General features: G+C 72.2%; 19 protein-coding genes. 12 read left to right on the top strand and 7 right to left on the bottom strand.

Annotated features, from left to right (window positions below; translation table 11 throughout):
• Positions 1 to 49: 49 nt before the first annotated feature.
• From IEZ08_RS06815 to IEZ08_RS06805, 3 genes are read right to left on the bottom strand one after another with little or no spacing between them, the layout of a single operon-like run.
• Positions 50 to 1,063, bottom strand: coding sequence for an NAD(P)/FAD-dependent oxidoreductase (locus tag IEZ08_RS06815; RefSeq protein WP_189241850.1), 1,014 nt, complete (start codon positions 1,061 to 1,063; stop codon positions 50 to 52).
• Positions 1,060 to 1,698, bottom strand: coding sequence for an isoprenylcysteine carboxyl methyltransferase family protein (locus IEZ08_RS06810; protein ID WP_084780236.1), 639 nt, complete (start codon positions 1,696 to 1,698; stop codon positions 1,060 to 1,062). The genes IEZ08_RS06815 and IEZ08_RS06810 overlap by 4 nt, the downstream gene beginning before the upstream one ends.
• Positions 1,699 to 1,707: 9 nt before the next feature.
• Positions 1,708 to 2,781, bottom strand: a complete 1,074-nt coding sequence (locus tag IEZ08_RS06805) for a type III polyketide synthase (protein WP_189241849.1) — start codon at positions 2,779 to 2,781, stop codon at positions 1,708 to 1,710.
• A 176-nt stretch (positions 2,782 to 2,957) separates the two neighbouring features.
• Between IEZ08_RS06805 and IEZ08_RS06800 the strand changes: the two genes are divergently transcribed.
• The 4 genes from IEZ08_RS06800 to IEZ08_RS06785 all read left to right on the top strand — a co-directional run bounded on the left by IEZ08_RS06800 (position 2,958) and on the right by IEZ08_RS06785 (position 7,728).
• Positions 2,958 to 3,824 carry a UbiA family prenyltransferase gene (locus IEZ08_RS06800; RefSeq protein ID WP_229802959.1) on the top strand — a complete coding sequence of 289 codons (867 nt, stop codon included), beginning with the start codon at positions 2,958 to 2,960 and terminating at the stop codon, positions 3,822 to 3,824.
• Between the two features lie 258 nt (positions 3,825 to 4,082).
• Positions 4,083 to 5,672: an FG-GAP repeat protein gene (locus IEZ08_RS06795; RefSeq protein ID WP_189241848.1), complete on the top strand. Its 1,590-nt coding sequence runs from the start codon at positions 4,083 to 4,085 to the stop codon at positions 5,670 to 5,672.
• Between the two features lie 197 nt (positions 5,673 to 5,869).
• Positions 5,870 to 6,361: a GNAT family N-acetyltransferase gene (locus IEZ08_RS06790; RefSeq protein WP_068924077.1), complete on the top strand. Its 492-nt coding sequence runs from the start codon at positions 5,870 to 5,872 to the stop codon at positions 6,359 to 6,361.
• Positions 6,362 to 6,540: 179 nt separating this feature from the next.
• On the top strand, positions 6,541 to 7,728 hold the full coding sequence (locus IEZ08_RS06785; RefSeq protein ID WP_068924076.1) for an RtcB family protein: 1,188 nt from the start codon (positions 6,541 to 6,543) through the stop codon (positions 7,726 to 7,728).
• 229 nt (positions 7,729 to 7,957) lie between these two features.
• On the opposite strand, the gene IEZ08_RS06780 is transcribed toward IEZ08_RS06785, so the two are convergent.
• Positions 7,958 to 8,692, bottom strand: coding sequence for a DUF6193 family natural product biosynthesis protein (locus IEZ08_RS06780; protein WP_189241847.1), 735 nt, complete (start codon positions 8,690 to 8,692; stop codon positions 7,958 to 7,960).
• Positions 8,693 to 9,435: 743 nt separating this feature from the next.
• On the opposite strand from IEZ08_RS06780, the gene IEZ08_RS06775 reads away from it, so the two are divergent.
• The gene (locus tag IEZ08_RS06775) at positions 9,436 to 10,407 is read left to right on the top strand and encodes a phosphotransferase enzyme family protein (RefSeq protein ID WP_141704098.1); all 972 of its coding nucleotides are present in this window, start codon (positions 9,436 to 9,438) and stop codon (positions 10,405 to 10,407) included.
• Between the two features lie 30 nt (positions 10,408 to 10,437).
• Here IEZ08_RS06775 and IEZ08_RS06770 read toward each other — a convergent pair whose 3' ends face one another.
• Positions 10,438 to 11,799, bottom strand: a complete 1,362-nt coding sequence (locus IEZ08_RS06770; protein ID WP_141704097.1) for an MFS transporter — start codon at positions 11,797 to 11,799, stop codon at positions 10,438 to 10,440.
• Between the two features lie 341 nt (positions 11,800 to 12,140).
• Complete coding sequence (locus tag IEZ08_RS06765) at positions 12,141 to 12,620, bottom strand: winged helix-turn-helix transcriptional regulator (RefSeq protein WP_068924072.1); 480 nt, start codon at positions 12,618 to 12,620, stop codon at positions 12,141 to 12,143.
• 68 nt (positions 12,621 to 12,688) lie between these two features.
• Between IEZ08_RS06765 and IEZ08_RS06760 the strand changes: the two genes are divergently transcribed.
• Positions 12,689 to 13,180, top strand: coding sequence for a nuclear transport factor 2 family protein (locus IEZ08_RS06760; protein WP_068924071.1), 492 nt, complete (start codon positions 12,689 to 12,691; stop codon positions 13,178 to 13,180).
• 103 nt (positions 13,181 to 13,283) lie between these two features.
• On the opposite strand, the gene IEZ08_RS06755 is transcribed toward IEZ08_RS06760, so the two are convergent.
• Positions 13,284 to 14,336 carry a LacI family DNA-binding transcriptional regulator gene (locus IEZ08_RS06755; protein WP_068924070.1) on the bottom strand — a complete coding sequence of 351 codons (1,053 nt, stop codon included), beginning with the start codon at positions 14,334 to 14,336 and terminating at the stop codon, positions 13,284 to 13,286.
• A gap of 494 nt (positions 14,337 to 14,830) precedes the next feature.
• On the opposite strand from IEZ08_RS06755, the gene IEZ08_RS06750 reads away from it, so the two are divergent.
• The 6 genes from IEZ08_RS06750 to IEZ08_RS06725 are packed head-to-tail and all read left to right on the top strand — an operon-like array spanning position 14,831 to position 20,581.
• Complete coding sequence (locus tag IEZ08_RS06750) at positions 14,831 to 15,577, top strand: hypothetical protein (RefSeq protein WP_229802958.1); 747 nt, start codon at positions 14,831 to 14,833, stop codon at positions 15,575 to 15,577.
• A gap of 17 nt (positions 15,578 to 15,594) precedes the next feature.
• A complete protein-coding gene (locus IEZ08_RS06745; protein WP_068924068.1) occupies positions 15,595 to 16,401 on the top strand; it encodes a glycosyltransferase family 2 protein in 807 nt (268 codons plus the stop codon).
• Positions 16,398 to 17,642, top strand: a complete 1,245-nt coding sequence (locus IEZ08_RS06740) for a 2-phospho-L-lactate transferase CofD family protein (protein WP_189241846.1) — start codon at positions 16,398 to 16,400, stop codon at positions 17,640 to 17,642. Before IEZ08_RS06745 ends, IEZ08_RS06740 begins: the two co-directional genes overlap by 4 nt.
• The gene (locus IEZ08_RS06735; RefSeq protein WP_068924066.1) at positions 17,639 to 18,430 is read left to right on the top strand and encodes an HAD family hydrolase; all 792 of its coding nucleotides are present in this window, start codon (positions 17,639 to 17,641) and stop codon (positions 18,428 to 18,430) included. The genes IEZ08_RS06740 and IEZ08_RS06735 overlap by 4 nt, the downstream gene beginning before the upstream one ends.
• Positions 18,423 to 19,205, top strand: coding sequence for an NTP transferase domain-containing protein (locus IEZ08_RS06730; RefSeq protein WP_068924065.1), 783 nt, complete (start codon positions 18,423 to 18,425; stop codon positions 19,203 to 19,205). Before IEZ08_RS06735 ends, IEZ08_RS06730 begins: the two co-directional genes overlap by 8 nt.
• Positions 19,193 to 20,581 carry a glycosyltransferase family 4 protein gene (locus IEZ08_RS06725; protein WP_068924064.1) on the top strand — a complete coding sequence of 463 codons (1,389 nt, stop codon included), beginning with the start codon at positions 19,193 to 19,195 and terminating at the stop codon, positions 20,579 to 20,581. Before IEZ08_RS06730 ends, IEZ08_RS06725 begins: the two co-directional genes overlap by 13 nt.
• The last annotated feature ends 24 nt before the right edge of the window (positions 20,582 to 20,605 follow it).

Here is a 20,605-nt window from a genome sequence, read left to right as displayed (position 1 = left end):
TAAGCCCGGTAAGCCGGTGAGACCAGGTGAGGTGTGCCAGGGCCCGGCGTCAGGCGAGCGCACGCACCGCCGCCTCGAACACCGCGGGCAGACGGTGCGCCGCGGGAACGATCAGCCGGGCCGACGCCGGGTTCCTCCGGGCCGACAGGAGCGCCCCGGTGAGCAACCGGTGGCGCCGTGACAGCCGGAGCCAGGCGGTCTCGTAGTCCTGCGGGGCGCCCGCGCGCAGGCAGCGGACCAGGGCGCCCGCCGACAGCAGCGCCAGCGCGACGCCCTCACCGGTGAGCGCGTCGACGTACCCGGCGGCGTCGCCGACCAGCAGCACCCGTCCCGCGACCCGGGCGCGGACCCGCTGGCGCAGCGGACCGGCGCCGCGCACCTGGGTCACGGGCGGCCCGTTCAGCCGGTCCAGGAGCGCGGGGAACGCCGCCAGCCGCTCCGGGTAGCCGCCGCGCCGGGAGGTCAGCACCGCCACGCCCACCAGGTCCCGGGCCACCGGCGTCACGTACGCCTCCCCGTCGGGGGCCCAGTGGACCTCGACGAAGTCCGTCCAGGGGGCGACCGGGTAGTGCTGCCGCAGGCCGTACCGGCGCTGCCCGCGGACGGGCAGGTCGAGCCCGAGCATGGACCGCACCGGAGAGTGCAGCCCGTCGGCGGCCACCAGCCAGCGGGCCCGGAACCCGGCCGCCTCGACGCCGCCGGAGTCCTGCCGTACCTCCGTGACCTTGCCCGGGACGACCCGCACCCCCAGCTCGGCCGCGCGCCGGGACAGCGCGGCGTGCAGCGTGGTACGGCGAACGCCGAGCCCGCGGCCGTCGCGGAAGGCGGCCTGCGCCTCGTGCCGGCCGTCCAGGTAGCGGATGCCGCGCAGCGGCCAGCCGTCCGGCTCGACGCCCATCGACCGCAGCGCGGCGGCCCCGGTGGGCATCAGGCCCTCGCCGCACGCCTTGTCCACCGGCCCGGGCCGCGGCTCGACCACGACCGCCTCCATCCCGGCCGCCGCCGCGTGGATCGCCGTGGCCAGCCCCGCCGGGCCGCCCCCGGCGACCAGCACGTCGATCACGCCGGGGTCCGGTTCCCGGCGGAGCCGTCGGGCGCGGCCCCGGTCCGCCTGCGGGTCGCGTGCCCGGACCGGTCCCCGGCCGCCGGATCCCCGGCCCGGCCGTCCGGCCGCTCCGCCGGTGGGGCGAGCTCGGCCAGCGCGGCGTTCTCGCACCGGATCCGTACCACCATCAGCACGGCGTTGCAGACCGTGAAGACCGCCGCGGTGATCCACGCGCTGTGCACCAGGGGCAGCGCCGCGCCCTCGACGGCCACCGCGACGTAGTTCGGGTGACGGAGCCAGCGCAGCCGGTACGGTCCCGCCTCCACCCGCGGCAGACCGGGAACCACGATCACCTCGGTGTTCCACTGCCGTCCCAGTGTTGTGATGCACCACCAGCGCAGCGCCTGCGAGGCGGCCACGAGGACGAGCATCGGCCAGCCCAGCGCCGGGACGAAGGGCCGTCCGGCCAGGTACACCTCGGCCAGGCAGCCCGCGAGCAGCCCGGTGTGCAGGGCCACCATCCACGGGTAGTGCCCGCGCCCGGCGACCACACCGCCGCGGGCCAGGCTCCAGCGCGTGTTGCGGCGGGAGACGACCAGCTCGGCCAGGCGCTCCACGGCGATCAGGAGGACGAGCAGCGGATACCACGGCATGGCGACCCCCTACCAGCGCAGCAGCACGAGTTCGGAGCAGAAGCCCGGGCCCATCGCGATGATCAGGCCCGGTGTCCCCGGCGGCGGCCGGAGGGCGAGTGTGTCCCGCAGGACGTGCAGCACCGACGCGGAGGAGAGGTTGCCCACCTCGGCCAGCGAGCGCCAGGTGACGTCCAGCGCGCCGGGCGGCAGCTCCAGCGTCTCGGCGACCGCCTCCAGCACCTTCGGGCCGCCGGGGTGGCAGACCCAGGCCGTGACGTCGGCGGCGGTCAGGCCGTGGTCGGCGAGGAAACCGTGCACGTCGTCGGCGAGATAGGTGCGCACGACATCGGGGACGCCCGCGTCGAGCACCACCCGGAAGCCGGTGTCGCCCACCTCCCAGCCCATCATCTGCCCGGAGCCGGGGTACAGGTGACTGCGGGTCGCCACCACGACCGGCCCCGGGGCGCCGGGTAATCCCCGCTCCCGCGGGCGCCGCTCTTCGCCGCAGAGCACCACGGCGGCGGCACCGTCGCCGAACAGCGCCCCCGCCACCATGTTGGCGACGGAGGCGTCCTCGCGCTGCAGGGTCAGGGAGCACAGCTCGACCGAGAGCAGCACGGCCACGTGGTCCGGCCAGCCACGCAGGTAGTCATGGACCCGGGCGATCCCGGCGGCCCCCGCCACGCATCCCAGCCCGAACACCGGCACCCGCTTGACATCGGGACGCAGCCCGATCCGCCCGGCCAGCCGGGCCTCCAGCGAGGGCGCGGCGATGCCCGTCACGGACGTGCACATGATCATGTCCACGTCGTGCGGCGCCAGCCCCGCCGCCTCCAGCGCGCTCGTGACGGCCTCCGCCCCCAGCTCGACGCCTGCTTCGATGAAGGCGTCGTTGGCCGCTCCGAAGCCGTCCAGCTTGTCGTACCGGTCGAGTGGCAGGCTCAGGTGCCGGTACCCGACCTGCGCGCTCGCGTACAGCCGGTCGAGCAGCCTCCGATCGGCCCCCTCGGGCAGGCACATCCGGGCGAACGCGTCCGCGATCTCTTCCTGGGTGTGGCGGTTGGGCGGGAGCGCCCCCCGGACCGCGGCGATACGGCTCATCTGGACACTCCCTGATCACGGACGACGGAACACCCGCTCTGTGCCCCTCCGGCCGGGCCTCATGCCTCCCCGCCCCCATCCTCTCCGCCCCTCGCCGCACATCCGGCGGCGCCGGTACGGCGAGGGGCGCACGGGGGTTCTCCGGCGCCGCCGTACGGCGCTCTATGATCGGCTCTGTGACGACGAGCGGGTCTCCCCGCCGTACTCTTCCCGGAGCGACGGCGATCCTCGGGCTGGTGCGAGCCTGCCACCCCGGGCCGACCGCCGCGGTCACCGTCCTGACGACCGCCCTGGCCGTGGCGAGCGGGCGTGACGCGGCGGGGTGCGTCCTGGTGGCCGCCGCCGTGCTGACCGGGCAGCTCTCCGTCGGCTGGTGCAACGACGCCGTGGACGCCGGGCGGGACCGTACGGCCGAGCGGACGGACAAACCGATCGTCGGTGGCGCGGTGAGCGCGCGGACGGTGTGGACCGCCGCGGTCGTCGCCCTGGTGCTCTGCGTGCCGCTCTCCTTCGCCTCCGGCACGGCGGCCGGGACCGTCCACCTGGTCGGCGTCGCCGCCGCGTGGGCCTACGACCTCGGCCTGAAGGCGACCGCCCTGTCCTGGGCCCCGTACGCGGTGGGGTTCGGTTCGCTTCCCGCGTTCGTCGCGCTCGGCCTGCCCGGACAGCCCTGGCCCGCCTGGTGGGCCGTCCTGGCCGGGGCGCTGCTCGGCTGCGGGGCGCACCTGGCCAACGTGCTGCCCGACATCTCCGACGACCTCGCCACCGGAGTACGCGGCTGGCCGCAGCGGCTCGGCCCCGGCCGGGTCCGCGCGCTGGTCCCGCTCCCGCTCCTGCTGGCGACCGGCCTGCTCGTCCTCGCCCCTCCGGGCCCGCCCGCCGCAGGAGGCTGGGCCGCCCTGGCCGCCGCCTGCGTGATCGCCCTCGCGGGCCTGTCCCTGGGGCGCCGCTCGCCCCGGGTCCCGTTCGCCGTCGCCGTCGCCGTGGCCGGGCTCGACGTCGTCCTCCTGCTCGCCCAGGGCACCGGCGTCGCCGCCTCCTGACACCGCGCCGAACGTTCGCCCCGATATGGGACACCCCCTCTGATACGGAGAGTATCGACTCGTATACGTTGAGTGTCCAGTACGTGCACTGTCCGTCACGTGTGCCGTACGACATGTGCGTTTTCCGGCGTGAGAGAGGCCGCGGGGGATTCCGCAAGGCATTTCCGCTCGCCCGGTGTGCGCACAAGGACCTGGAGGCGGGCCCGGCCGGTTGGTGGGATGGCGCGGGGCCCGGGACATCTGCCATCGGAGGTACGCATGTTCTCTGCCCGATGCACGGCCGCGCTCGCGGCCGCATCCCTCGCGGTATCCGCGCTCACCGTCCCCGGCCCAGCCGCCGCCGACGCCGTTCGCGGTGTCGGCGACTTCGACTTCGACGGGTTCGCCGACCTCGTCGTGGCCTCCCCGCTGGAGGACCTGGGGGGCGTCCCGGACGCCGGAGTGGTACGGATCTTCTACGGAGGCCCGGACGGTCCGGGCTCCGGCGGGGTGCAGACCATCACCCAGAACTCCGGGAACCTCGGCAGCGCCGCCGAGGCGGGAGACCGCTTCGGCGCCTCCCTGGCCGTGGGGGACTTCCTGTCCGGGGCCGGATCGGAACTGGTGATCGGGGTCCCCTTCGAGGACGACGACGAGATCGCCGGTGACCAGGCCGACTCCGGGATGGTCCACATCCTGATCGGCGGCACGGGCACCCTCCTCAACCTCAACGCCGCGATCACCCTGGACCCGGTCGGCGCGCAGCTGGGACTGGCCGAGGTCGAGGCCGGGGACCGGTGGGGTGCGGCGCTCGGGGTCGGGCGATTCGGCCGCTCCGGCTCCGACCTCGCGGTGGGCGGCCCGGGGGAGGACCTCACCGTGGTCGACGCGGGCGCGGTCGACGTGCTCCACTTCGAGGGCGGCGTGCTGGACAACACGCGCCGCCTGCACCAGGACGAGAGCCTGGTCGAGGGCACCGCGGCCGCCTTCGACCGCTTCGGGACCGCCGTGGCGACGGGCAACTTCGACGGCGACAGCTTCGACGACCTGGCCGTGGGAGCCCCGGCGGACCAGCCGGGCAGCGTCGACCCCGGTGGTGAGGTGAACGTCTTCTACGGCGGTACCCCCATCCCGCTGACCGGAGCCGACGACCAGCTGTGGGCCCAGGGCACGCTGCCCGGAGGGCGGGAGGCCGAGGACGCCGTCGGCACCGCGCTGGCGGTCGGCGACTTCGACGGCGGCCCCGACGACCTGGCCATCGGCGCCCCCGGTGAGAACGGCGGCTCGGGCGTGGTCCACGTCCTCTACGGGACCTCCGGCGGGCTGAACATCGCCCGCACCCAGTTGTGGAGCCAGAACTCACCCGGCGTCTCGGAGGCGTCCGATCCGGGCGACCACTTCGGCGCCGCGCTGGCGGCCGGGGACTTCAACAGCGACAACCAGGACGACCTGGCCATCGGCGTGCCCGAAGAGGACCGCGAGGTGGACAACCGTGCCGACGTCGGCGGAGTCAACGTCCTGTACGGCGAGAACGACGGCCAGAACTCTCCCGACGACCCCGCGCTCGGGGTGGACCGCCAGCAGTTCTTCGTTCAGATCTCCCTGGGAGCCAACGCCGAGCAGGGTGACCGGTTCGGTGCCGCCCTCGCCGCCGGTGACTACGACGACAACGGTGAGGCCGACCTGGCGGCCGGGGTGCCGGGGGAGAACGTCAGCGGCGCCACCGGAGCCGACCACGGCCAGGTCAACGTCGTCTACGGCAAGGACCCGATCATCGGCCCCGGCGGTCTCGACCCCGACTCCAACCTGACCCTCCAGCGCCCGGCCACCCCGCAGGCGGCCGGGCAGTTCGGAGCCCCTCTCCGCTGAACGGCCAAGGGCGCCGGCATCTGCGTGATCCGCGCCCGAGCAGCCGAGAGGGCCGGGACGGCGTCCCGCCCACGTCGACGTGGGCGGGACGCCGTCCGCATTGTCCGTGGGCGGAACGCCTCCCGGATCCCGGCCTCATCGGTCCCCGATTAATTAATAAATTTACATGATTAATTGCGGAGAATAGCATCGGGTTTATGGAGTTCTTCATTTCGGCCGCGACCGCAGAAGACGTTCCCGGCCTGATGCTTTCCGCTGGCGCGCTGTTCCGGGAGGACGGTGGAAGGCGAGATCCGTTCGTGGACGTGGAATGGCCGGAACGGGACGGCCGGGATTACTACACAATGATGGTGGACGACCCCGGACGCCTGGCGCTCACGGCGCGTCTCGGAACGCCCGACGGGCTTCTGATCGGCCATCTCACCGGCCAGATGAGGGCGCCCGACGCGGTGCGCCCGGAGGCGGTGGTGGCCGATCTCGTGAGCATGCGGGTGGCGGAGGAATGGCGGGGCCGGGGAGTGGGCGAGCGGCTCGCGGACCGGTTTCTCGACTGGGCCAGGGAAAAGGGCGCGAACCGGGCCGTCGTGTCGGCATACGCCGCGAATTCCGGTGCCATCCGTTTCTACCGGGCACGGGGATTCGTTCCCATGTCCCTGTCGCTGCAGACGGACCCCCGAACCGGAGGGTGAACGGCCGTACGGCCGGGCCCGGTGCGGCCGTACGGGGACGCCGGCCGTACGGGAAGGTTCGCGGCGCCGTGGCTGTTCACCTGAACTGGGGGTACGTAATTCGGTTGCGTGGTCTGTGGGGTTTCTGGCGTCATTGAGCGCGTTCGCAACTGATCGACCGGAGGGGAGGCGACGCAGGGATGACGTACAACGAGGTGACAGGTGGCCGGGCGCCAATCCGCATGTGGGCCGACCCCGACGAGGTCGAGCCGAACGTCATGCAGCAGCTGCGCAACGTGGCCGGGATGCCGTGGGTGCACGGCGTCGCGGTGATGCCGGACGTGCACCACGGCAAGGGCGCCACGGTCGGCTCGGTCATCGCCATGCGGGACGCGGTCTCGCCGGCGGCGGTGGGCGTGGACATCGGCTGCGGAATGACCGCGGTGAGGACCTCCTACAAGGTCGAGAACCTGCCCGACAACCTGCGCTACCTGCGCTCCAAGCTGGAGCAGGCGGTTCCGGTCGGATTCGGGCACCACAAGCTGCCGGTCGATCCGGCGAAGCTGCACGGGCTCAAGAGCGCCGGCTGGACGGAGTTCTGGAAGGGCTTCGACGCGCTGGACCCGTCCGTACACGGCAAGCGGGAGAAGGCCGCGGTGCAGATGGGCACCCTCGGGGGCGGCAACCACTTCCTGGAGGTCTGCGCCGACGACGAGGGCGTGGTCTGGGTGGTGCTGCACTCCGGGTCGCGCAACATCGGCAAGGAACTGGCCGACCGTCACATCGAGGTGGCACGGGGCCTGCCGCACAACCAGGATCTGCCGGACCGGGACCTCGCGGTGTTCCTCGGGGGCACGCCGCAGATGGACGCCTACCGGCGGGACCTGTTCTGGGCGCAGGACTACGCGCGCCGCAACCGGGCCGTCATGATGGCCCTGGTCTGCGACGTGCTCCGGCGCCACCTCCCGAACATCACCTTCGAGCAGCCGATCTCCTGCCACCACAACTACGTGGCCGAGGAGCGCTACGACGACGTGGATGTGCTCGTCACCCGCAAGGGCGCGATCCGCGCGGGTTCCGGCGAGTTCGGCATCATCCCCGGCTCGATGGCGACCGGCACCTACATCGTGAAGGGCCTGGGGAACGCCGCGGCGTTCAACTCCGCCTCGCACGGTGCCGGTCGCCGGATGAGCCGGAACAAGGCGCGGAAGACCTTCAGCCTGGACGACTTCAAGGCCCAGACCGCGGGTGTCGAGTGCCGTAAGGACACCGGGGTGATCGACGAGATCCCCGCCGCCTACAAGGACATCGAGTCGGTCATGGCGGCCCAGTCCGACCTGGTCGAGGTCGTCGCCCACCTGCGCCAGCTCATCTGCATCAAGGGCTGATCCGCTCAGAGAGCCCGCGCCGCAGCAGCGGAACCCCCGCTGACCTGCGGCGCGGGCTCTCGGCGCTTCTCGCCACCCCGTACGCGACCACGACGCCATGTGCCCTGAACATGCCTTGGTCTTGCTCTGCGAGGTGATGGGGGCCGGACGAAACTCATGTGATCGCACTCCCCGCAGCGCCCGAACCCGTGACCGTCGGATATCGATACCTTTGCCGTGGAATGGCGCACTACTTCCCATACGCTCCGGCCACGGCTGGCCCGATGTCGGCCGGCAGGTGCCTGGCAGCCAGCGCTACCGCCTCCTCAGGGCTGGCGGTTTCCCCTAGTGACGGTCCATACGAAGACGCCTTGACGACGTAGCCGCCCTTGCCGACGTGCAGACACACCACGTCGGGTGAGAACGGTGCCCCCGTGGTCGTCGAGAATCGCAGTAACCAGTGGCTCACGTACGGAAACAACTGCCGTAGCCTGGGCTCGGCGTAGGCAGCTTCGACCAGCGTGCGGTATTCGGGCCATGGTGCCTCTTCCGCATCCTGCCGCACCCACTCCCACTGCGCCGACACCAGTTGCGCCGGCCCCTGCTCGGCGGCCTCGGCCAGATAGGTTAGTTCGACGAAGGATGCCGATTGTTGAATATCGCGTAGTGGCGTCCCGTTTCGCCACTCCCGTGCGACCTTGGCAACCTCAGACAGCTCCCACGTCTGGCCGGAGATCAAAGGTGTGCCTTGGCCCCAGCCATTGATCAGCCAATATCGACTGATGCGGCCGGCACTGACACCGAGGTCTTCGCGAAGCGGCGTCGCGCCGGGAACGCTGGCATAGAGCAGTGGCTGCGTGTCGTCGGCCGCCGCAGCACCGAGTACGAATCCATGCTCCTCAGCCACTTCCTGAAGGGCTGCGGCCAGACTTCCCTTAGCTGCCACATCGGGATAGAGATCGGCCGGGTCTGGGAACGTCGTCACAATGGCGAGTCTGCCGCATACGACATGGCTTTCTGACGCTCCGTAGGCCCCCGAACGGCCTCCAGGCTCGTTCAGGGCCGTTCGCTCTGCTGCTCGCCGGGGTTCCGGCTGTTCAGAACATGATCGGACTGCTCGTTCCGACCGATGGTGATCTCCATGTGATCCATATGGGCGTCTTCTCCGAAGGGACATGCAGCTTCTTCATGGATCATCCCAGCAAGGGACTCGGCGGGGACGGCCCGGAGTCGTTCGATCATTCCGCGGGTGGAGTGCTCCTGCCGGAGGCATCAGGATTCCTGGGGAGCGTTTGGTAGGTGGGTCGAGTCGCCCCCAGTCTCCGGGCACTGGCGGGGGGCAGGGTCATGGGGGTGAGCCATCCCCGGCGGGTCAAGACCACTTGGGCCGGCAGCGGAGTGACCGGGTAGACCTGTGACGGGCGGTTTCGATCACTGCTCGCTGAAGAGGGCTGGTTTCACGGGAGACGTCGGCGAGGGTGAGCCATCCTTCACCGGCTGCCGTGTCGACGATCGTGCGCGCCAGATGCTCGATGTGGCGGAGAATTCGATCTCGCTGAGCTCGGTTTGGGACACCGCGCCAGTGTGAGGTCAGGTCATAAGCTTGAGCATGTTTTCCGGCATCGGCCTGTGATCCTGCGGCATGATCGGGGCCTTGTCCCGGCCGAGCAGGGGCGGTGAGGCCGCGGGGGACCACCGGGGAGGAACCGTAAGCGGGGAGCGTGACGGGTGACTGACGCGGTGGAGGCCGGGGCGGCCGGTGGGGCGTGGACGCCGGTGGGGCGCGGGATCGATCCCGAGGTGTGCTCACGCTGGCGGCTGACGCCCGGCCGGGTGCTGGGCGACCGGGCGGCCGGCACATGGGAGGCGACGCGGGGCGGCGCGGCGTGCGTGGTGAAGTACTTCGGCGCGGCGGCCTTTCCCGACTGGCGTTACCCGTTGCGTGTCGCGGCGGCGCTGCGGGCGCAGGGCTGGCCGACTCCCGAACCGGTGGAGGAGCCGCTGGCCGGGCCTGACGGCGTGTGGGTGCTGTTCCACCGGTTGCCCGGCGAGTCCGTACGGCCGGCCGATGCGGACAGGCCGGCCGAGGAGCACGCCCGCGGCCGGTTGCTCGCCGAGTTCCACGAGGCCGCGGCGGACACCGGCATCGCCGACCAGCGGGGTGGTTTCACCGGTCCCGCGGAGCGGGTGGCGGACCCGGAGCTGGAGCACTGGCTGCGGGCGCACGAGCTGGCCTGTCCGGCCGAGGGGCGGATGCTGCGGGCCTGCCGTGACGCGGCGGTGGGATGGTTCGCCGACAACCCCGTCCCGGATGCCCCCCGCAGCGTGATCCACGGCGACTTCGCCCCCTGGAACCTGCTGTTCGACGACGGGCGGCTGACCGGCGTGCTCGACTTCGAGGCGACGCACCACACCTTCCAGGTGGCCGACTTCGCACTGTCCTGGCGCGGGTACCAGGACGGCGTCCTGCGGGGCTATGACGAGGTGCGCGCCCTGTCCGACCTCGAATGGCACCTGGTGCGACCGGTGTTCTGGGCGTGGTTGTTCATCGGGGTCAAAGACCTGCTCGCCGCCCACTACGGCGCCGCCGGCCGCACCGGCGCACCGCCGGACCTGGGGTGGCAGATCACCCGGCTGCGGAAGCACTCCCCGTTGCTGGCGAGCAAGGCGGGCCGGGGCGGCGCACTCGGCTCATGGTGACGGGCGGTGCGGCCGCGGATCCCGGTGCTGTCACGTCTGCGGAGAACGGCGGGCGAGGGCGCGGTTTCCGGCCGCGAGGGCGAGTGCGACGGCGAGCGCGACGACGATCAGAGCCGCCGCGACCGCGAACGTGGTCCGCATGCCGGTGGCGACGGCCTCGGGGGAGGCCGTGGTCATGTCGGTCGTCGCCGCCGCGAGCGCGAACACGGCGCCCATGACGGACGCGCCGGTGACGAGCCCCAGATTGCGCGACAGGTTGAGCAGGCCGGAGACGAGGCCCCGCCGGTCCGGGAGGACGTCTTTCATGACGGCGGTGTTGTTGGCCGCCTGGAACAGCGCGTACCCGGCGGTGGTGACGACGAGGGGGACGACGTAGCCGGCGACGCCGGACGCCGCGGGCATCATGGAGAGGGCGAGGGATCCGGCCGCCGTACCGGCGAGCCCGGCGACGGTCGTGGAGTGTGTGCCGAGACGGTCCACGACGCGACCGGCCGGCACGCCGGTCAGCGCGGAGACGATCGGACCGGCCGACATGGCGATCCCGACGAGGGCCGCGCCGAGCCCGAGCGTGCGGGAGAGATAGAACGGCCCGACGACCAGCGTCGCCATCATCACCGTCGAGACGAGGGCACTCATGACGAGACTCGCGCTCAGCGCCGGGCTGCGGAACATCGCCAGTCGCACCAGCGGTGACGCCGTTCTCGCCTCGGTGAGGACGAAGAGGCCGGTCCCGACGGCGGCGGCCAGCAGCAGGGCCAGGTTGAGCGGGCCGAAGCCGCCGCGTCCGATCGTCATCGCGAGCGCGTAGGCCGCGAGGGTCAGCGCGAGCAGCAGCGTGCCCGCGATGTCGAAGCGGGGCCGGGCGGCCTCCGTCGCCCGGCGGTCGGCGGGCAGGTGACGGCGGGCGAGAAGGAGGGCCAGGACGCCCAGCGGCACGTTGATGAGGAAGATCGCCCGCCAGCCGGGTCCGGAGATCAGGATGCCGCCGAGCGACGGGCCGAGAGCGGTGCCGATCGCGGACATCGTTCCGAGCAGCCCCATGGCAGTGCCGGTTTTCGCCTTGGGAACGATCTCGCCGACGAACGCCATGGTGAGGGCCATCATGATGGCCGCTCCGAGCCCCTGCGCCGCGCGGGCGGCGATCAGCGTCCAGAACGCGGGCGCGACGCCGCACAGGACCGAGGCTGCCGTGAACAGGAGGATGCCCGCCAGGAGCAGTCGCCGGCGGCCGATGACGTCGCCGAGCCGTCCGACGCCGACGATCAGGGTGGTGATGGTGAGCAGATAGGCGAGGACGACCCACTGGACCTCCTGGAAGGAGGCGGTGAACGCCTGCGCCAGCGTCGGCAGCGCGACGTTGGCGATGCTGGTGCCGAGTGAGGACAACAACATGGACAGCGACAGTCCGGTGAGAGCCCACCGGGCCGAAGACGCCGGGACCTCTTCTCCGGCTGTTCGCCCATCTCCGCCGGCGATAATCGACTTCACCGTGAACTCCGTCCGCAGCGGCTCGCGCCGTACCAGGTCTGTGGAGGCCCCGGCCGCGCACCACGATCACGTCGTACGCCTCTTCCGAGGACTCCCTTGCACTGGTCCACGATGCAGCCGGCCGGAAACGCTGGCAAAATAATTTGCCAGTACGGCAAGCGAAGCGGCGGGCATCCCCGATCAGGGCGACCTTCCCTGCGCGATGACCGGTCTCCGGGTCATGGCGTACGGCCCCGGCGCGGGCGTCAGCCGGGTCTGGCCAGAACCATCGTCCCCGGCCCCTGGGCGGCGCCGGGGCCTCCGACCATCGTGATCGTGTCCGCGTCGGCGGGGCCGCCGCAGTGCGGGCACGTCACCACGGGAGTGAACTGCTCGCCGCAGGAGTGGATCAGCAGGGCGGGCGGCCCGCCGGGCGGCGTGGACCACCGGTCGCCCCAGGCCATCAGCGTGATCAGCGCGGGTACGACGTCACGTCCCGCCTCGGTCAGGTGGTATTCGTAGCGGACCGGCCGTTCCCGGTAGGCCACCTTCTCCACCACCCCCGCCGCCTGCAGGCGGTCCAGGCGCTGGGTGAGCAGGTTCCGCGAGATCCCGAGATCCTCGCTCAGCTGGTCGAAGCGGCGCAGCCCGAGGAACAGATCCCGCAGGATCAGCGGCGTCCACGGCTCGGCGACCACGCCGACGGCCTGCGCGATCGAGCAGTGCATCTCCCCGAACCTGTTCATGACCCCAGGATAGTCAGTTGATAAAGTGAACCCTATAAAGTTCACTTTCAGGACTCACTGGAGGCCCGATGAACGCCACCACCCGGCGCTACCGCGAGGCCGGCGAGACGAAGGACATCGACGCGCTGATGTCCACGCTCGCCCCCGCGGTCGTCTTCCGCTCTCCGCTCAGCGCCAGGGCCGGCTTCGCCGGGCACGCCCAGGTCCGCCGGCTTTTCGGCGTCGCCCTCGACGCACTGCGGGACCTGCGCTACCACACCGACGTCGGCGACGACCGCACCCGCATGCTCGCCGCCACCGCCCGCCTCGGCCGCCACGAGCTGGAGGAGTCCGCCCTGGTCCGCCTCGGCGATGACGGCCTGATCGAGGAGGTCACCGTGTGGATCCGGCCGCTGCCCGCGCTCACCGCGATGATGGCCGCGCTGGGGCCCGGTCTGGCCAGGGCCGCGGGCAGACCGGCGCTGGCCGCGTTCGTCGGCGCCTCGGTGAGACCGCTCGCCTTCATGACCGACTTCGGCGACCGCACCATGGTCCCCCTCGTCACCCCGGGAGACGGCTGACCCCCGTCGGGGAGTCGGGCCTCTCGGCGGATGCGGCCGCGGCCCGGCCGGGGACGCCGCAGGATGCCGTACGGACGGCCGTACGGGCGCCGCGCGGACCCGGTCAGGCCGTGGCCACCGTGGGCAGGGACGCCGGGGCCGGAGGCGGAGCCGGAGCCGGGGCCGTGCTGCTGCGCACGACGAGCTCGGGACGGTGGAGCAGTTCGGTGCGGGGGCTCGGGGTGCCGCCGATCTCGTCCAGCAGGGCGCCGACCGCGGCGAGGCTCATCTCGCGTACGGGCTGCCGGATCGTGGTGAGGGGCGGGTCGAGGTACGCGGTGAACAACGAGTCGTCGAAGCCGACCACGGAGATGTCCTGGGGGACGCGGAGCCCGCGCTGGCGGACGGCCCGGATCACGCCGATCGCCATGACGTCGCTGCCGCAGCAGATGGCGGTGCATCCCTGCTCCAGCAGCAGCTGGGCCGCCGCCTGACCTCCCTCGATCGTGAACAGCGTGTTCACGATCAGCTCGTCGGGGACGTCGTCGCCGAAGTGCCGGGAGAGGCCGCGGCGGAACCCCTCCGTCTTGCGGATCGAGGGCACGAAGCGGTCCTGGCCGACGGCCAGACCGATGCGCCGGTGGCCCAGCGCCGCCAGGTGGTCGACGGCCATCTCCATCGCCGTCACGTCGTCGTTGGAGATGTGCGGCGCCTCGATGTCCGCGCGGTAGCCGTTGATCATGACGATCGGCAGCCTGCTCTCGAGGAGCCGGACGTAGCGGGTCCGGTCGGCTGTGGAGTCGGCGTGCAGGCCGCTGACGAAGATGATCCCGCTCACCCCCCGCTCCATCAGCAGTTCGATGTAGTCGTCTTCGCGCATGCCCCCGGGTGCCTGGGTGCACAACACGGCGGTGTAACCGCGCATCGCCAGCGCGCCCTCGATGATCCCCGTGAACGCCGGGAAGATGGGGTTGGAGAGCTCGGGCACGATCAGGCCGACGAGCCCGGCCCGCTGCTGGCGGAGCCGGGCGGGGCGCTCGTAGCCGAGCACGTCGAGGGCGCTGAGAACGGCCTGGCGGCTGGCCGGCGAGACACCGGGTTTACCGTTCAGGACACGGCTCACGGTTGCCTCGCTGACCCCGGAGTGGGCCGCGATGTCAGCGATACGCGTTGTCATGGCCGTCAACTTATCGTGATCCCCTGTGGAGCGGTCCAGGCCCTTCACCCCGCGGCACGGTCCGCAAGCCGCCGGGCGGTGCCCGCGTCCCGCCGCGGCATCCTTCCGCCCTCATCCGGGAGGGTCACCCTGATTTGGGGGAGTCGCCCCAAATCAGCAGACATCATTGTGGAGTTGCGGAAAGATACATTCCAGCAGCATTGTGGATTGATAGACCTTTCTGAAAGTTGCTGAAAGTACTATGATCCTTTGCGGCAACTTTCTCGCGGGGGTGCGGGTGAGGCATGTGATCGTCCCGTACTCCCTCGTATCCCACTCCCCACCTGGGCCCTTCCCGAGAGGGCCCGACGCCGAACATCCCCCGCCCCCGCCTCACCCGGCACCCCAGCCGCCGAAACCACGGACATGGTCTTCCATCGGGCCCCGGCAGGTGCCCGCGTGCCGGATCCGGACGGGTGTCAGAGCGTCGGCGGCGGAAGAAAGGTGCTGAAGCCATGAAAGTAGTGAGGGGAACTCCGGAACCCTCCGGACTCCTCGACGACGGCGCTCCGGTCACCGGACATCCGCGGCGTTCTGAGAGCCCCGTCCTGAGATCGGAACGGGTGTGGGCGCGGCACCTGTGGTGGATCGCCCTGGCCGTCGGCGGCGCCGGAGCCGCGTTCGTCTGGCTGGCCACACCGCACGGCAGAGAGATAGAGGCGGTGTGGGAACTCGGCGTCAAGCTGGTCGCGTTCGCCTGCCTGTGCGCGGCGATCGCCTTCTTCCCGTGGTCGTTCCCGCGTCTCCACTGGCTGCTGTACGTCCCCTTCGTCTTCTTCACCGGATATGTGATCCCGCGGATCAGCTACTTCTACTACGGGGACGTCGCGCGCGCCGAGGGCGACAGCTTCTACACCCATGTCTACCTGCTCCTCTACCCCGGGATCGTGCTCACCGTCGCGGCCGCCTACCGGCTGGGGGGAGGGAGCCCGGGCAGCTGCCTGAAGATCGCGGTGAACGGCATCGTCATCGTGTTCTCCGGCTTCCTCGACCTGATGTGGTTCCTGGTCAACCCGGTCGAGCTGCCCGCGGTCATCGACGCGCCGCACATCTCGATTTTCACGGGCGGGCCGATCTCCTACGGGGCGACCGTCCTGTTCACCCTGGTGCACATCCCCGTCATCATCGCTTTGGGAGCGCTCCCATTAGATCGCTGGATCGATCGTCTGCTCGGCGTCGCACCGGTCGGCGGCCCGAAGTGACCGGGGGAGACGAGCACATGCCGGAAGTCCCGGCCGTCTCCCGGACGGTCGCTCTCTCGGTCGCGGCGCCCGCCTTCAACGAGGCCGAGAACATCGCGGCGGCGGTGGGGGAGTGGCGGAAGTACCTGGAGGGGCACCCGGCGATCGGTGAGTGGGAGATCGTCGTCTGCGACGACGGCAGCACCGACGCCACCCGGGAGATCCTGGAGGAACTGAGCCAGGAGTGTCCCGGGCTCGTCGTGGTGGGTTTCGAGCGCAACCGCGGCGCGGGCGCCGCGATCGCCGCCGCGATCGCCGCCACCCGCCTGGACTGGGTCGTGCTGCTCGACTCCGACGGCCAGTTCCCCATCGCCAATCTGGACGGGTTCCTCGACCGCATCCGCGGCGGCGAGGGGCCGGCCTTCTCCGGGGCCAGGATCCGCAAGGCGGACGGCCTGCCGTACCGATGGGGGTCGGCGCTCAGCGGCGCCGTCGGAAACCTGCTCCACCGCACCCGGTACCGCGACTTCAACTCGATCTTCAAGGTGGTGTACGGCCCGCTCTTCCGCGCCCTGCCGCTGGAATCCGGCGGGATGAACTGCTCGACCGAGATCACCGCCCGGGTCGTCGAGGTCGGCCACGACTGGATCGAGATCCCGATCGAACACCGGGAGCGCGGCGGCGGCAGCCGGGGATGGCGGTTCCTGCGAGGGGCGCGCGACCGGGCCCTGTTCGTGGGGTATCTCGGATACCGGCGCTGGCTGCTCCGCCTGGGTGTGCTGCGGTCCCCGGCCCCGCCCGCCGCCTCAGGCGAGCCCGCCCGCCCGCCTCTGGAGGTCCGATGACCACGCCGCATCTCGGCCGGGCGTCGGTGGTCCTGTTCAGCGGGGGGCGAGGCGGGGCCGGCATCGCCCGCAGCCTCCTGCGCGTGCCGGACGTCGACCTGTCCGTGGTGATCAACGGATACGACAACGGGCAGTCCACCGGGGCGCTCCGCCGCTACCTGCCGGAAATGCTCGGCCCCTCGGACTTCCGCAAGAACCTCCTGCTGCACCTGCACGGAGACGATCCGCGTCACGCGGCGCTGAAGGGCGTGCTCGATCACCGGTTGCCCGTCCGGGCCACCCGGAGGGATCTCGACGACCTCGTGGACGGGCTGGCCCGCGGGAAGGTGTACGGGATGCTGCCGCCCCGTGCGAGGGCCGCGGTGGTGCGCGACCTCTCCGTCCTGACGGGCGCGCTCGACGCCCGGCCCGGGCTCGAACTGGGGGACTGCGCCCTCGGCAACCTCGTGTTCGCGGGGGCGTACCTGCGGTTGGGCCGGGACTTCAACGCCGCGGTCCGTTCCTGCGCCGAGGTGTTCGAGTCACCGGTACGGCTCGTCAACGTGACGGGCGGGGAGAACGCCTTCCTGGTGGCGCTCAAGAAGGACGGCCGGATCCTGGCGGACGAGGCCGACATCGTCGCCCCGCAGGACGCGGTCGCCATCTCCGACCTGTTCCTCCTCGACAGGCCGCTCACCCCGCAGCGGCGGGCCGTACTCGAAGCGCTCCCCGACGAGCACCGGCGGCGCGCACTGGCCCGCGGCGGAGCCGAGATCTCCCTCAACCCGGAGGCCAGGGACGCCATCATGCACGCCGACCTGATCGTGTACGGACCCGGCACGCCGCACTCGTCGTTGCTGCCGAGCTACCTCACCCCCGGAGTCGCCGACGCGATCGCCGCCGCCCGCGCCGTCGCCAAGGTGTTCGTCGTCAACATCAAGGACGACCACGACGTCCAGGGACTCGACGCCCGCGCCCTGGTCGGCCGCACCCTGCACTACCTCGGCGACCCCCGCAACGAGCGGCGCACGGTCACCCACGTCCTGTGCCACGGCGGACCCGCGGGGGCGGGACCGGTCGCGACCGCGGATTCCGAAGACCCCGGGGACCCCGGGGACCCCGGGGACGGCTCCGGGACGGGCGCGCGATGGGTGACGGCCGACCTGGAGGATCCGCGGCGGCCCGGCGCGCACTCCGGAGACCGCACGGTGGCCGCGCTGGCCCGCATCGTCGGTGAGACCTCCCTGCTGGGCGCCGGATGAGCCCGCTCACCCGCCGCACGGCCGCGGCGCTCGCCGGGCGGCGTGCCTGGTTGTGCGACCTGGACGGCACCCTCGTCGACTCCGCCCCCGCCCACGAGGCCGCCTTCCGCGCCGCGCTCGCCGAGATCTCCCCCGGGTCGCTCGGCTCCTTCGACTACGGCGCCCACACCGGGGCGAGCACCCGGCAGGTGGTGGAGGACCTGGGAGTGGACCCGGCTCTCGTCGAGCGGGTGGCCGGGCGCAAACAGCAGCTGTACCGGGCCTACGTCCGGGGCGGGGCGGTGGCGGTCCTGCCCGGGGCGCACCGGCTGCTGGCGCTCCTGGCCGACCGGGGGTGCGCGGCCTACCTCGTCACCAGTGGAAGCCGCGACTCGGTCACCCGCGTCCTGGACGCCTGCGCGCTGACCGGATACTTCCGCGGCGTGCTGACCGCCGACGACGTGTCGTGCAGCAAACCCGACCCGGGCTTCTACCGGCAGGCGTGCCGGACCTGGGCCGTCGACCCCGCCCGCGCCGTCGTGCTGGAGGACTCCTCCCACGGGGTGGCCTCCGCCGTCGGTGCGGGCCTGCTCACGCTCCAGGTGCACGGGGGTGCTCCGGCGGCCGGGGCGGTGCCGGTACGGGATCTGGAAGAGATCGTCTCCCTCCTCGAAGCCGGCGGGATCGACGAGGCGGCCGGGCCGGACGACACGGAGGCCCCGGGCGTGAAGGCCCCGGGCGTGAAGGCTCTGAACACGGAGGCTCTGGACACGGAGGCTCTGGACATGGAGGGGAACCCCGTTGGGTGACGAACGTGTCTGCGCGGTGATCCCCGCGGCGGGACAGGGCTCCAGGCTCGGCCTCGGCGTCCCGAAGATCATGCTGGAGATAGCCGACGGCGTCACGGTGTGGGACCTGCTGCGCCGCCGCCTCGCGCCGTGGGTGGAGCACGTCCACGTGGTGCTCTCTCCGGCGGGGAAGGCTCCCTTCCAGCGGCTGGCCGCCGAGGCGATCGGGCGGGGAGAGGTCTCCGTCAGCGTCCAGGAGGAGCCGACGGGCATGGGCGACGCCGTCTTCGGGGCCGCCGTGCCGTACTGGGCGGGCCACGACGCGATCCTGGTCGTCTGGGGCGACCAGGCGAACCTGTCCTCGCGGACGGTCGGCGAGGTGGTGCGGGCCCACCGGGAGAGCGTCGCCGGGGGCGGCCGGGGGCTCACCCTCCCGCTGGTCGCGATGGCCGATCCCTACGTCGAGTACGAATACGACGCGGACTCCTCGACCCTGCTGCGGGTGCGCATGTCCAGGGAGGGGGAGGAGTGCCGCCCCGGCGGGCTCAGCGACGTCGGCGTCTTCTGCCTCAGCGTGGACGGGCTGCCCCGGGCCTGGCCGCGCTACCTGGCCGCGGCCCGCACCGGGACGGTCACCGGAGAGGTCAACTTCCTGCCGTTCCTGCCGTACCTGTCGCGGAAGCTCGGCTGGCGGACCACGGTGGTGCCGGTCGCCGACCCCGACGAGGCCCGCGGCATCAACACCCCCGACGATCTGGAGTTCACCCGGAGGGCGTATCTGCGATGGACGAGCTGATCCCCGGTCCCGGGCTGCCCGGCCGGGTCCACGTCGTCTGCTCGGAGATCCCTCCCGACGTCGTGGGCGGGCTCGGCCGGTACGCCGAGCGGATGATGGACGCCCTGCGCGGCGGCGGAGTCCCCGTCACGGTGTACGGCACGGCCCGCCGGGGCCGCTCGCCCCGGATCGAACGCCGGGGCGACGTCACGCTGCACCGGCTGGCGACGGCGAGCAGCGACCACGCGAGGAACTCACGCACGCCGCAGGTGCTCCGGCGGGCGGCCAAGATCGCCGGGTTGCTCGCCTTCAACGTGCGCGTCGCCGGCCGCATCCTCCGCGCCGAGGCGGGCCGGTCCCGGGCGGCGCGGTCCGGACACGGCCGGTCGGGGACTGAGCAGTCCGGGGCCGGGCGGTCCGGAGCTGGGAGGTCCGGGACCGGGCGGTCCGGGGCGGTCGTCGCCGTGCACGACTGGATGGGCGCCCCGGCGGGCATCCTGTGCCGCCTGCTCGGCCGCCTGCCGGTGGTCTTCCACGTGCACACCCGGGAGCTCAACGCCGCCCCGTCCGGAGCCCGCTCCCTCCTCGCGGCCTGCCTCGACGCGGTGGAGACGGCGCAGGCCCGCCTGGCGGACCTGATCATCGTGCCCAGTGCGGGCGTCCGCGAGGATCTCGCGGCCCGCGGGTGGCCGGGGGAGCGGCTGCGGGTCCTGCCGCACGGCTTCGAGGAGCCGGAACTGCTGCGCCTGGCCGCGCTGCCCGGCGACGAGCGCGCACACGTCGCCTCGCGGGTACGGAGCCGCTATCTGCCGGGCGGTGAGGGCCGGCTGGTGGTCTTCGCCGGGCGCCTGTCCCCGCACAAGGGCGTGCACACCCTGATCCGGGCGGTGCCGCGGCTGGTGAGGCGGTACGGCGACCTGCGGGTCGTGATCATCGGCGCGCAGCTGCCGCAGACCGACGACAACGCGGTCGTCGCGCGGCTGATCGAGGAGGCCGGCGTCGGCGGGCACGTCGTCGCCGAGTACCGGTTCCTCGACCCGGCCGAGCTCTTCGCGCACTTCCTCGCCGCCGACGTGTGCGTCTTCCCGTCGGTGTACGAGCCGTTCGGGCTGGTGGCGGTGGAGGCCATGGCGCTGGCCCGGCCGGTGCTCGTCGGTCCGGGCTACTCTCCCGAGGTCGTGGGGGACGGGGCGCTGCGGTGCGCGCGCGACTGCCCCGAGGAGCTGTCCGCCGCGTTGTCGCGCTGCCTCGACGACCCCGCGGAGGCCGCGCGGCTCGCCGCCCGCGGCGCCGCGTACGTGCGGGAGCGCTACAGCTGGTTCCGGACGGCCGAGCAGACCCTGGCCGCCTACGCCGAGGCGGCGCGACGGCCCCCCGGGGCCGGAGCGGCGCGGTGACCCTCCGGCGCCGGGGCGATGGGA

The organism is Planobispora rosea (genome assembly GCF_014648175.1).
Taxonomy (GTDB): domain Bacteria; phylum Actinomycetota; class Actinomycetes; order Streptosporangiales; family Streptosporangiaceae; genus Planobispora; species Planobispora rosea.
Note: the sequence above shows the minus strand (reverse complement) of the source record. Positions and strands in the feature narration are given on the sequence as shown.